This is a genomic window from Photobacterium frigidiphilum (assembly GCF_003025615.1).
Lineage (GTDB): Bacteria > Pseudomonadota > Gammaproteobacteria > Enterobacterales > Vibrionaceae > Photobacterium > Photobacterium frigidiphilum.
In genome coordinates, this window is record NZ_PYMJ01000051.1 from 15,867 (window position 1) to 27,286 (window position 11,420).

At 38.9% G+C, this 11,420-nt stretch carries 14 protein-coding genes and 2 pseudogenes; 8 read left to right on the forward strand and 8 right to left on the reverse strand.

Going from position 1 to position 11,420, the window contains the following annotated elements:
• Positions 1 to 166: 166 nt before the first annotated feature.
• From C9J12_RS27365 to C9J12_RS27380, 4 genes are all read right to left on the reverse strand, one after another.
• Positions 167 to 829 carry a PFL_4669 family integrating conjugative element protein gene (locus tag C9J12_RS27365; RefSeq protein WP_107246071.1) on the reverse strand — a complete coding sequence of 221 codons (663 nt, stop codon included), beginning with the start codon at positions 827 to 829 and terminating at the stop codon, positions 167 to 169.
• Entirely contained in the window at positions 813 to 1,346 is a 534-nt protein-coding gene (locus C9J12_RS27370; protein ID WP_170111903.1) for an STY4526/YPO1902 family pathogenicity island replication protein, read from the reverse strand. The genes C9J12_RS27365 and C9J12_RS27370 overlap by 17 nt, the downstream gene beginning before the upstream one ends.
• A complete protein-coding gene (mobH, locus tag C9J12_RS27375) occupies positions 1,339 to 3,150 on the reverse strand; it encodes a MobH family relaxase (RefSeq protein ID WP_107246076.1) in 1,812 nt (603 codons plus the stop codon). Before mobH ends, C9J12_RS27370 begins: the two co-directional genes overlap by 8 nt.
• Positions 3,151 to 3,256: 106 nt before the next feature.
• A complete protein-coding gene (locus C9J12_RS27380; protein WP_107246078.1) occupies positions 3,257 to 3,475 on the reverse strand; it encodes a helix-turn-helix domain-containing protein in 219 nt (72 codons plus the stop codon).
• Between the two features lie 86 nt (positions 3,476 to 3,561).
• Between C9J12_RS27380 and C9J12_RS27385 the strand changes: the two genes are divergently transcribed.
• The 4 genes from C9J12_RS27385 to ompW all read left to right on the forward strand — a co-directional run bounded on the left by C9J12_RS27385 (position 3,562) and on the right by ompW (position 7,550).
• A complete protein-coding gene (locus C9J12_RS27385; protein WP_107246080.1) occupies positions 3,562 to 3,879 on the forward strand; it encodes a helix-turn-helix domain-containing protein in 318 nt (105 codons plus the stop codon).
• A gap of 428 nt (positions 3,880 to 4,307) precedes the next feature.
• Positions 4,308 to 4,613 carry a helix-turn-helix domain-containing protein gene (locus C9J12_RS27390; protein ID WP_107246083.1) on the forward strand — a complete coding sequence of 102 codons (306 nt, stop codon included), beginning with the start codon at positions 4,308 to 4,310 and terminating at the stop codon, positions 4,611 to 4,613.
• 669 nt (positions 4,614 to 5,282) lie between these two features.
• Positions 5,283 to 6,311, forward strand: a complete 1,029-nt coding sequence (locus tag C9J12_RS27395; protein WP_107246086.1) for a replication initiation protein — start codon at positions 5,283 to 5,285, stop codon at positions 6,309 to 6,311.
• Between the two features lie 600 nt (positions 6,312 to 6,911).
• A complete protein-coding gene (gene ompW / locus C9J12_RS27400; protein ID WP_107246088.1) occupies positions 6,912 to 7,550 on the forward strand; it encodes an outer membrane protein OmpW in 639 nt (212 codons plus the stop codon).
• A gap of 186 nt (positions 7,551 to 7,736) precedes the next feature.
• Here ompW and C9J12_RS27405 read toward each other — a convergent pair whose 3' ends face one another.
• Together C9J12_RS27405 and C9J12_RS31670 are read right to left on the reverse strand one after the other, a co-directional pair.
• Complete coding sequence (locus C9J12_RS27405; RefSeq protein WP_107246090.1) at positions 7,737 to 7,886, reverse strand: Hok/Gef family protein; 150 nt, start codon at positions 7,884 to 7,886, stop codon at positions 7,737 to 7,739.
• Between the two features lie 372 nt (positions 7,887 to 8,258).
• Positions 8,259 to 8,549 carry a helix-turn-helix domain-containing protein gene (locus C9J12_RS31670; RefSeq protein WP_107246093.1) on the reverse strand — a complete coding sequence of 97 codons (291 nt, stop codon included), beginning with the start codon at positions 8,547 to 8,549 and terminating at the stop codon, positions 8,259 to 8,261.
• Positions 8,550 to 8,799: 250 nt separating this feature from the next.
• On the opposite strand from C9J12_RS31670, the gene C9J12_RS27415 reads away from it, so the two are divergent.
• The 4 genes and pseudogenes from C9J12_RS27415 to C9J12_RS31300 all read left to right on the forward strand — a co-directional run.
• Complete coding sequence (locus tag C9J12_RS27415; protein ID WP_107246095.1) at positions 8,800 to 9,066, forward strand: DUF1488 family protein; 267 nt, start codon at positions 8,800 to 8,802, stop codon at positions 9,064 to 9,066.
• 11 nt (positions 9,067 to 9,077) lie between these two features.
• Positions 9,078 to 9,239: a hypothetical protein gene (locus tag C9J12_RS30880; RefSeq protein WP_170111904.1), complete on the forward strand. Its 162-nt coding sequence runs from the start codon at positions 9,078 to 9,080 to the stop codon at positions 9,237 to 9,239.
• A 114-nt stretch (positions 9,240 to 9,353) separates the two neighbouring features.
• Positions 9,354 to 9,524: a hypothetical protein gene (locus C9J12_RS30885; protein WP_170111905.1), complete on the forward strand. Its 171-nt coding sequence runs from the start codon at positions 9,354 to 9,356 to the stop codon at positions 9,522 to 9,524.
• 626 nt (positions 9,525 to 10,150) lie between these two features.
• Positions 10,151 to 10,372: pseudogene (locus C9J12_RS31300) on the forward strand (recombinase family protein); the annotation flags it as partial.
• 216 nt (positions 10,373 to 10,588) lie between these two features.
• On the opposite strand, the gene C9J12_RS27430 reads toward C9J12_RS31300, so the two are convergent.
• Both C9J12_RS27430 and C9J12_RS27435 read right to left on the reverse strand, forming a co-directional pair.
• Positions 10,589 to 11,020 carry a DUF2442 domain-containing protein gene (locus tag C9J12_RS27430; protein WP_227876490.1) on the reverse strand — a complete coding sequence of 144 codons (432 nt, stop codon included), beginning with the start codon at positions 11,018 to 11,020 and terminating at the stop codon, positions 10,589 to 10,591.
• A gap of 74 nt (positions 11,021 to 11,094) precedes the next feature.
• Positions 11,095 to 11,420 (reverse strand): annotated as a pseudogene (locus C9J12_RS27435) (DDE-type integrase/transposase/recombinase); the annotation flags it as partial.

Below are 11,420 nucleotides of genomic sequence, written 5' to 3' on the forward strand. Positions count from 1 at the left end.
TAACCTGTAATAAAACACTTGAATTATCTGATCGCTGTATTACACTGATTAACAAGAGCTCAGAAATGAATCTCTTGTTAATCAGTGTTTCCCCTGCTTTGATAAGTATCTCGCCAAAGAATGTCTTATCTTGTGCAGGGTTTTCTTTTTTCAGGGTTAACATGACTTAAGCCCTTTGCTTAATTTGTGGTGCATACTCAGCGCGAACAATACCTTCCATCACCTCCAGCGGTATCAATCCAAACTTTTCGATAGCTTGTGTCGCTTTTGCATTATTCGCACTCACATCATTGCGTGAGATACCTGAATGCACACTGCTCATGCCAATTTCTAACACTTTTCTGACGACGGTAAACGCCGTTTTTTTACTCGCCTCAAACTGCTGACGTGTCACACGGGCTTTAAACTGCGCATCCATTAAATCCACCATGAACACATCAAATAACTCAAACAACGCAATAAAACGCCACCCAAAACGGGATTTAATGTAGAGAGGCTTCACCACAGGCTGCCTTGAACGACACACTTGCGTATTTAAACGACGATGACCCTGTTGGATGGGTAGTCCCCCTTCAAGCATCTCTATCGCCACAAAGGCATCATTCAATGCGTTTTCGATATTGATAAGGGCATAATCTGCATACGGATCGTTCTCTACCGCCGCCACTTCCAACACCGACATTTTATGAAAGAACTCAGGCATACTCGCTATACGACGCCCATTACGGTGACTCCCGTTCCACACGTCAAGAGAAGCCGCAGAATGCAGCTCTAGGCTCGCTTCACTGATCAACCCACCCAGTGCTTTCTTGTTATTTTTTGCTGTCATGCTGCTCTCCAGAAATGAGTTCACGCCACATCGCCCCGATACTGACGTTATGTTTATCCGCTAACTGAATCAGATCAACGGCTTGAACGGGCTTCGGTAATTTTTCAAGATCTAACCAAACCGCTTTATATTGCTTGTCTGGTAATGTTCTTCGCCTAAATATACGGCTCACGCCCACATCGTTACGCCAGGCTGCACACAATGATTCATCGTAAACACCTAGAATGTCTTTCATTGCTTTATTCGATGCGCCTCGTGCCAGAAATGCTTTGCATTCATCTGACATTTCAATGTTCCCATCTAACTTTGAAAGCAATGAGTCCATATTGACCACCAAAAATGCGTCCCCTAATCCGATGGCCAAATCTTCAATATCATTTGCAGACAGGGCAGCAAGACGATCGAGCGTATTGTCATCAGACAAGCCAATGGATTGCAAAAGGGGGCGACTCCCAAATTTTGCTAACATGCAAACTTGGTTAAGAAACAAACTATTCGTTTCAATATGATTACTCACCCTCATCGCCCTCCAGTGTCAGTAACGGGTTATTCGTTGGGTAAATCGCAAACAGGGCATCATTCATTTCGACCAAATAACCATGCAGTATTGACTCATCATTCACCCTGACCGTTTGAAAATTACGCACACCGTTTTTCTTGTGTTTATTTAACAATTGAAAACCGTTTTGCACTTTCGCATAGCTTTCACCATCACACCCCACACGGTAGGACTCAACGAACGTTTTGAACGCACAAGGCGATACAATGAACACATGGCCATTGACGATGTGATAGAACGCCAGTTCAGTATTGACGGGATACACGCCCCCCAATAATCCTTGTTCAACCCACGCCCAAAATTGCTCACCAATGTCTTTGGGTGTTAACGTATTGAAATCAGACTTTTCAGCCACGGCTTCAGTCACATTGCCCACTGAGGCAGGTTGTTCCTCCGTTGTTTCAAATCCAGGCATGAAAGCCATGAGATCAAGTGCAACGTTATTCGGTTCTGGAGCAGGATCTATTGCTTGTTCAGGGGAGAGATTTTGTTCTGGAGCAGCTTGCTCTGAGATTGTTTCATTAACAGAATCTGTTTCAGTCTCATCAGGCTCTGTCAGCGTTACTGTGCCAGGCATTTGTTTTAACGTATGTTCAGGTAAAAATGTCGGTAGATGAATACAGATGCAGGTGAAATTCTGACGCCATTCCAGATCGGATAAGACTATTTCACACTGCCAAACGGCTAAGCCTTGCGTATTGGGACGAATAATATTGTGCGTCTGAAGTTCATTAAAGAGTTTGGTGTTCTTAGACGGTACGTTGGTTACGCCTCGCTCTAACAAGGTTGTTCTGAGTTTGTCGGCAATGGGTTTACAGATAAGATACAGGTACTCACCGTCCACAAATCCTTCTGCACCCTTACGGTTTAAAAGAATTTTCTTTTCAGTCAGTAGGTAACGCAGGGTCACAGTGAGTTGCTCGGCAAACGAACTACTGGCCCCTACTCTCGCTTGTTTAGCCGCGAGGTTAACCCCGTCTTTGTTGGCCCCTAAATCTTGCGCGACACTGGCCGCATCGGCCTGACGGACTATTTGCTCAATAACGTTATCAGCATCCTTATGGCCCGATAAATACCCCGTCATTTGGGCAAAGAGTTCAGAGTCGCTCATGATGGCCGTCATCGGATTCTTTGGCACAAGCTGATTGAGTAAGAACGTCCCTAAATGTTGATGGGTTGAATAAGCCCGATCATCTTTGTATTTGAAACGGTAAGGTGCACCTAGCTCCCCAAGAGCGCCATGTGCCGGAGTCCACCATTCACTCTCATCATTCGACGTTTTTATTTCCACCCAAAAATCCACAATTTTGCCGGTGTCGTGGAGCAATGCCGATAAAAATACGCCATATACCCAAATGTATTCACGGTGTAAAACCTCTTCTGGGGGCGTATTGGGCGGAAGGATATAATTACGGCGCAAGCGCATTGCGTAAATAGCGACGTCTAATGAATGCTCTAATAACCCGCGCTTGTATGCGTGATGGTAATTTTCTGATGCAGGAAAGGCCTGCATCCACATGGACAACGCTAGAACTGTGTCAACGACAAACTCTTCCCAAACTTCATAAGGTAATGCGAGTCCGCTGCGTTTTAGGACACGTAACTTATCCTGAATAACGGTATCGTTGCGAAACTGTTCTTTTGTCCATGGGAGAATAAAACCGTCTGCCACAATTGTCTCTTTGAAGGCAACTGTGGCAGGCGGTTTTGTGTTGTTATCGTCGTTTAACCAACGAAAAAATGATGTTATTGGATTTTTCATATCAATTCCCTGATTAAAAGGTACTGTATGGATATACAGACAATTATCTAATAAATATTTATTTTGTCAATTACCTTAATACTTTAGAGGTGTGTCACATTTTCATTTATTGACCCTCCTCGTACAAATCTGGGCGTAACTCGTGCTTAGAGATACCAGTGAGCTCTGAGACTCTCTTCACTTTTGTGGCATCCAAACGGCGGCGACCATTTTCTAAATTTGAGATGGTGCCTTGTTCCATATCTAAAATTTCCCCCAATTCAAGTTGGGTTAGACTATTTTTATATCTGTAATTTTTAAGTTCAATTAACTTTTCAATTCTCATAGAATTATATTATTCCCCTTGGAAATTGTTTGCAATAAAACTCACCGCATAATCTTCATCATAACGTTAAAGTAGTGAATTAATTCATGTGGCAAAACACACTCGAAAAACACATCCGTTTGAGCGATAAAACTCAAGAAGAAATTGCATTTGAATCAGGGGTATCACAAGGCACTATATCTAATATCATCAATCTCAGAAAAAGTGCGAGTATCGAGACATTAGAAAAGTTATGCCGAACATTACAAATCCCAATGTCAGAACTTTTTCTTCATTACGGTGCAAATTATGATCGTGTAAAATCCCCAAAAAAGGAATTACAAAAAATCATTGAGCAAGCTGATGACAGACATGATGAAGAATTAAAAATACTTCTTCAAATAGCATCAAGAATTTTGCGGTAAAGATAAGAAATCCAACTATTTTCTAACAAAAACAGTTAATTGCCTGTAGTGAATACATTACAGGTACATTTCTCTTTGAGGTGTAATTGTTACGAAGAACAATCAAAGCATCCGTAGTAGGATGAGGGTATAAGACACTCCAATCAGCCAAAACTGAACGCGACACGTTTCATGGAGCCATTTAAGGCATAAGCCGTGTGCTTCACACTGCAAGTCAGTGAGCAACTAATCACTTTATATCTAATCTGTTGAAATATACCACTATAAAAAAACCAAATGCAACTACTAAGAGTTATTTCTGGAATGCGGTGAGTTTTTAAAGAGCAGGTGTAGCGAATGCGGTACATTTTTGTAGCCTATGCATTCAGTTACATCTGGTGTCAATACCTCATAAACTTAATCTCATCATTCATAATGTTATTTAATGTATGTCTCCTATTGAAAAGCGAATTTCTGACATTGTAAAAAATAGCGATTTAAGTCATTCAGAGATAGCTAGAAGAACTGGTATCTCAAGATCTGCTGTTGGCCGTTGGGAAAAAGATGGAGAAATTTCTGTTGATAACTTACCGAAGCTTTGTTCTGTTTTAGGTGTTGATATCCAATATGTGATCTTTGGAGGTTCTTTATCAGAAGAAATATTGCCTTTGCAGTTAAAAATATTAAATGCCATTTTTACGGTTACAGATATTGATAAATTAAAACGAGTTTTTAAGTTACTGACTGATAAGTAATATTTTATACCAGGACAATGTGTGCATGTGTGAAAACTCGAAGAGTTATCCACATGTGCACAAGTTATATAATAATTCTATAATTTCTATATTCTCTATAAGATATATAAAGATCTATAGATCTCTACTTTTAACGCTAAAACAATAGCTTACACGACTTACTATTACTTTATATTGTGCTAGGTGGATCTTTCTATTGTGCCTATAGATCATTTCATTGTGCTTAAAATAACTTAATCTTGTGCTTATTATTATCATTTATTGTGCTAAATATTACTTTTTATTGTGCCGAGGTTTACATTGTTGTGGATATTGTAAATTCGTATATAAAGTATTGTTTTTTGCTTAAGACGTTATGAAAAGTTAAGTCATTAAGGTTTAACTATTACTTCTTATTGTGCTCATTTGTGTTTAAGTATGACTTTTTTTTGTGATATTCGGTTTATCAGAGAGGATTTTCTGAAATGTATCTTTTGTAGTGCTTATTACTACTTATTTTTGTGCTGCATGATTGATTTTTATACAGGCTAGCACAAGAAATAGTAATTTAAGCTTAACTATTACCACTTCACATGCTAAATTTACCTTCGATTATTGTGTAAATATATAAACTATTACCTTTTCTTGTGCAAAGACACAAGAAAAGGTAATAGCAATTAGGAAGCCTCTATGGGTAATGTAATTGCTACAGCTGGTATGAAAGATCTTCATAGTGATTTTTTTAAAAAATCACATCGCTTAGTCTTTTCACAACTTGCATTATCACCTGTAGAACATGATATTTTTGCTCTATTTCTGACAAAATTAAATAAAGAACAATGGCAATCGTTTCTTAACAAAGAAACAATTGATTCGCCACAGTATAATTTTTCAAGTGATGTTCTTTGTGAATGGTTTGGAATTGAGAAGAAGTATCTCTACAGTACACTCCGCGACCCAGCAAGACGACTTAGTGGTAAGTCGATAGGTGTTATGGATGATGTAAAGCGTCGCTTTAAATTTCAGACGCTCTTTAAAGAAGTTAGATATGAAGATGGTGAGCTCACCATCGTTCCTAATGACCTTTTAATTAGTGAATACCTTAGTATTTCACAAGGCCATAGCCAGGTGCCTCATAGGATTTTTCGACAGATTGAAAAGGAACATGCAAAAAGGCTTTATACAATATTGTGTCGCTTTAAAGGTGGTAATAATGTTTTACACCCTCAATCAATTGATGATTTACATGCATTTTTTGGTTTGCTTGATGATAAAGGGAAGTTGCTTAAACGAACCTACGCAGTTACTGGTAACTTAATCAATCGAATAATTAAACCTGCAATTCAAGAAATTGATGAGAAAGAATCGCTAATCAATTTCCAAGTAGATGAAAAAACAGGTAACTACGGGTTTAGCTATCTAAAGAAAGGTCGAAAAATTGTAGCTATCCGTTTTTTATTTAGTTGGCTTGAAAAAACAAATAAAGCTGAAGAAGAGTGTCGAAAAAAATTAGAATTAGAGCTATCTACTTTCGATAAGGCCGTCTTGGTTTACGACTTAGTACAACAATACCAAGAAGGTGAATGCGGTAACCCTACTGTTGAAGAACTTAATAATCTAGTTGCAAATGCTTCGTTGTTAATGGAAAACGGTAAATTACTTGACGCAGAATTTATGATGAAATTTGCAGGGGCAATGAATGAAGCAAAATTATTGTAAATAATGGAAAGTAGTTGTTTGCAAGGATGCCATTGTGATTAGTAAAGGTTGCCACAGATTTAATTATTACATATATATGAACTGCTAGTTGGCAAGGGCTATTCGTAATTTCCGTGAAAGCCTTATGTCACACCACTTAAACGCCATTCAAAAAACTATTCTTGGTTTGTTGAAATAGGACTACAGAGATTGTCACTCACTTAACTGTTCGAACCGCCCAGTACGGGTCCGTATGCTGGGTGGTGTGAGGCCTCGCCCTATCCCGATAATTAACCATTTTATTTTTTGTGGTTAATTAAGTTCAAAAAGACAGAAGTAACGTTAATAAAGAGGCCTAGCTAACACGCTAATTATGTGACACAGAGTACCTATTAAGGGTGAGGGAAGTACAACTTTAGGATCGGGAGCGTGTTGTCGTTAAATATGGTTTTAAGTTATTAATCTGAATCAAAAGTTATTTATTATAGCGAATTTTTATAAATTGATTTCAATCAATAACAGGGTGTTTCAAAATGGTTACATTTTGCTCCGTTCCAACATGAAGCCCAAAATTAGCCTGAATACGATAAATTCAGCTCAAAAGGAATGGAGATAATAATAATGAAAAAGACCCTTTGTACATTAGCAGTAATAGCCAGTATCACAGCCGCTCCCCAAGCTTTAGCGCATAAGAAAGGTGATTTTCTTGTACGTGCAGGTATTGCATCGGTTGTACCTAATGAAAGCAGTGATGATGTGCTTAATTTAGGTGAGTTTAAGATCGACTCAAATACCCAGCTAGGTCTGACGTTTGGTTATATGATCACTGATAACATCAGTTTTGAAGTGCTAGCGGCAACCCCTTTCAAACACAAAGTCTCTTTAGGCTCACTAGGTGAAATCGCAGAAGTAGAGCAGTTGCCACCGACGTTCATGCTGCAGTATTACTTTATGGATAGTGGCAGTAAACTGCGTCCATACGTAGGTGCAGGTATCAACTACACCACGTTCTTTAATGAAGAGTTTAATACTGCTGGTAAAGATGCAGGTCTGAGCGATTTGAAACTGGAAGATTCATGGGGGTTGGCTGCCAATGCAGGTCTTGATTATATGATCAACGATGATTGGTTTGTCGGGGCATCGGTATGGTACGCCGATATTAGCACTGATGTGAAATTCAAAGCGGGGGCTGATGATGTGACTATTAAAACTGATATCGACCCTTGGGTATTTATGATTTCTGGTGGTTATAAGTTTTAAACATCGTTAAACAGGAGAGATCTTTAAAAGTGGCATGTCTGACGTGGCACTTTTTTACTTTTTCTTATGGGCTAGTGAGATCTAAGTCGCACTTTTGGGTTCATACTTGAATTGGATTGGGTGCTCATTGGCAATGAATAAAACAAACTGAATCAGGTAGAGGCCGAAGCCCCTACCCACCCAGCTCTATTTAGGTTCGTAGGCTAAATGTGCCAGAAAGACCGAATCTCCATTTTTGATTTGTAATTCACAAAGTGAATCTCGCACCATCCATGTAAAACCCAGTATCGTTATACAAATAACAATCAGGCCAATTAAGGCGGTTCTTCGTAGCATACATCTTGCCTCTTCGTTAAATAGAGGCTAACATCAGAAGTGTCTAGTTTCATGATAGAGCCTCGTTGGTTAATAAATTAACTTTCGGGGCTTTTGTCTATCTGCCAGTCACAGAAAACCAGTGACTGTTGTTATGCTCCTGACAGACAGCCAAGAGCACCCGCGCTGATTATACATTAACTCACCTATTCCCTATCATTTTTTTGTCATTTAGCTCCAAACTCATAAATTAAGTAAATTTCAGCTATTTGGGCCACATTTTACAATGGGATTGACAGTTTTTTAAATCGTGGATAAATAAACAAAAAAGTCACGTCCGTGGTTTTTTGTGATTACCGAGGGATTTTGTCATTCAAGAGTAGACTATCTAGGTCACTCTTTTTTGTTTTGATGGGCCGTGGCTACTTCAGATTTTGCTTTCCGTAAAGCAATAGTATTCAGGCTCTCCCTGAGCCTGATATTTCTTATCGTCGAATGGCTAATAGAGATACCATGCTCTCTTTTTGACTCGCCTGCCATCTGGTTTGAACTCAGGTAGGGCTTTTCTAAAGTAGTAGCAAGCACTTTGGCCTCAACGTCTTCATCGATTCGGTTGGTATGCCGATATTCAGGTTTATGGATGCGCTTTAATGCTAACGGGCCACCGTCTTGAATCGAAGTCAAGGTTAAGTGTTACAACAACTAAATGTCGTCTTACATGTGGTGAAATTGTGTTGGAGTCTGTTGAATTAGCTGAAATATTGGTTGAGTATCGTCATATACAATTTAGGAAACGGTCATACAGTGATTGCTATCAGCTCGAAATTAAACTTTTAACGTCAACATGTACAAAGGCAACCACCAAGTTGAAAAAGAAACATTCTGCTGAAGTGAAAGCGTTGTTAAGTGGATAAAGTTAATAGACGGAAATGTTATGAAAATAGTTGGTGAACCAACTTGGAACATGATGCGTGAAGAAATCAGATTCTGTTTGCAACGGGATGAAGAGCGCTTTTATTGTGCGGTGTCCCAAATAGCATTGAACGACTATTACAGGACAGAAGATACTCAAGAAGCTGCGTTTATGAATTTTCGCGCTCATACAAATACCGTGGTTACTTTGGCTATGGAGCAGATTGATAATGGGCAAGTTCGCAATGATGGCGTGTATTTCGTTAGCAGTACTCTATTCGGAAGCTGAGGGGGAAACACATGTCTAAAAATGAACAATATTTGAAAGAATTACTAGAAGATATCCGTTTCTTGGTAGAGAACCACTCGGCTGAACGGTCAAGTTTACGCAAGCAACTTGTAACCCTATTAAACCGAGTAGATGAAAAAGGGGAGCAAACTTTTAAAGTTAGCAGTAACTAAAAGGAATATGTCGTCACTGCAATCATAGGCTCGATTTTTAGCAGTATTGCTGAGCAATGCGAACCTATGCCGCTAAAAATGAGAAAACAACTCAACCTTAACGGAAACCGATTTATGACTAACAAACAAAAGGTCAAGGTTTTTGACTGGCTTAACTCAAAGTTGGAAGCTGGTGAGTTAGAATTGCTTTTTAAAGACGATCACTCCGGTGACGGTGATTTTAAGAGTGCCGCGTCACTAGATGAAATTCTAATGATAATGTTAACTAATCAACCAGCTCGATAACCTTGTTTTGGGTGTATTGATTTACAGATAACTAAATGAACTTAACGGAATTCGAAAATGAACATCCATAACGAAAATGCTGATGCAATGAAGCAAGATGTAGAAAACAATCAGGTAAGCGGTCATGAGATAGTTAACTATGTATCACGACTTTTGGTACAGCATTACAAGACTGACCCTGATAACCCGCTCAATTATATTTTTGTAAGAGAGTCAATACTGAGTATTCACGGACAGACTCGACCAAGACATGAGCATCCAGCGTATTACGCAATTGAACTCTTAAAAAAAGCCCAGCAAGACAAGCTACATTTGACAATTGACGTAAATTGTTCGTTCTGTGTATTGCAGTTCGAACTGCCAAGGAAAAATAGAATCGAAAACGGAAAAGAAAGATGTCTCAAACAGAAGAAATTTGTAATCCAGAGTTAGCAGAAGAGTTTATCGCGATAATATTCGCTACGTTATACGAATCAAGGCCTATACGTATTGGCCTTGATGCTCAACAAATTACTGCTATCGACTATGATGTGGAGTTGTTTAACTGGCTTAAAAATGAAGGTTATATAAAAATGGATGGGTTAGTGGGGAACGTGTGGACGTTAGGTAGACCCCAACTTACTTATAAAGCCATTAATAATATGATGTTAGATATGCTGGCTGTAATTGCACGTAAAGATTACCAAGATCGCCGTCGACGCCAAAAAGAAGGCATAGAAAAAGCAAAGAATGAAGGTAAATTCAGAGGGTGGCAGGTTGATTTAAATAAGCACGAGCAAATTTACAAACTGCGCGTAATAAACGGGCTCAATATTGCTGATACAGCTAAGCTCGCTGACGTGTCATAGGATAGCTCAAAGCTACAAAGTCAATGAGCCAGAAGGAAAAACACTTTGGGATGATTCATTACATTATACCCCGTCAAACCGGAGAATTATGGTGAGGTGACTATTTATTGAGCGCCTAGATGCGACAGACCCCGACTCCTTCTACAATACATATTTAGTCAATATATCATTCACTTCAGACAAAAAAGGGATCGTGAAAGCTGAGACTTTATACGCTTAAATAAATATTGAGCCAATCAGCCACCCTGCAATCCCAAATGAAACGACTATTAATAAAAAGCCTATATTTTCTGACAAATCAGAAAGTGTGAAATTAATAAACCAATCTTTCATTTTTATTCGCCAGTCATTGTAGGAAGCTGCACTTTCAAGCGGTCGTTCAATATTTAACGAGACCATATTTCGCTTAATCCATTCAATGTGAATATACGCATCATTGTACCAATGAATAACGCGGTTACTTAACAAATAAGAATCACGTTTATCATCAGCAATAACTTGTTCAAACAAAATTTGTTGTTCGGCCAATGGTGAACAGTTAATCAAGCCTCTTTCGCCACTGCTTAATTCAATATACAAGGTAAAATCTTTTATATATGTGGCTGTGGTTATATGAGCATTCCTCTTAATTCTTTTTATAAATTTCATTTGTATTAGCCTTTCATTTTCGGTTCTGTCGCATCTTGGAATTAGAATGTAGAAACACCTACCTCTAGATACAGTTAGGCTGCTAGCACGTAAAATTCATCCCAAACAGATAAACATTCAGGATTGTCGAGCTGACTATTTTTAATCATCGACCACAGTTCCACGCCAGCGAGTGTGGCTCTTGCACTTTCATCTGATTTCCATCCTAAACATTGGTTCATTTTCCCTTTCACCCTGTGGTGGCTTTGTTCGACGATATTATTCAGATACTTGATTGAAAGGACCTCAATAAGGCTCAGCATGTGCCCACTATGCCAAAGCTCAACGTTGATATTGTGCAGTGCTAATGCGTTGGAATGGCTTCCATCAATCACCACCTTTTTCAGGTAATCCATGTTGG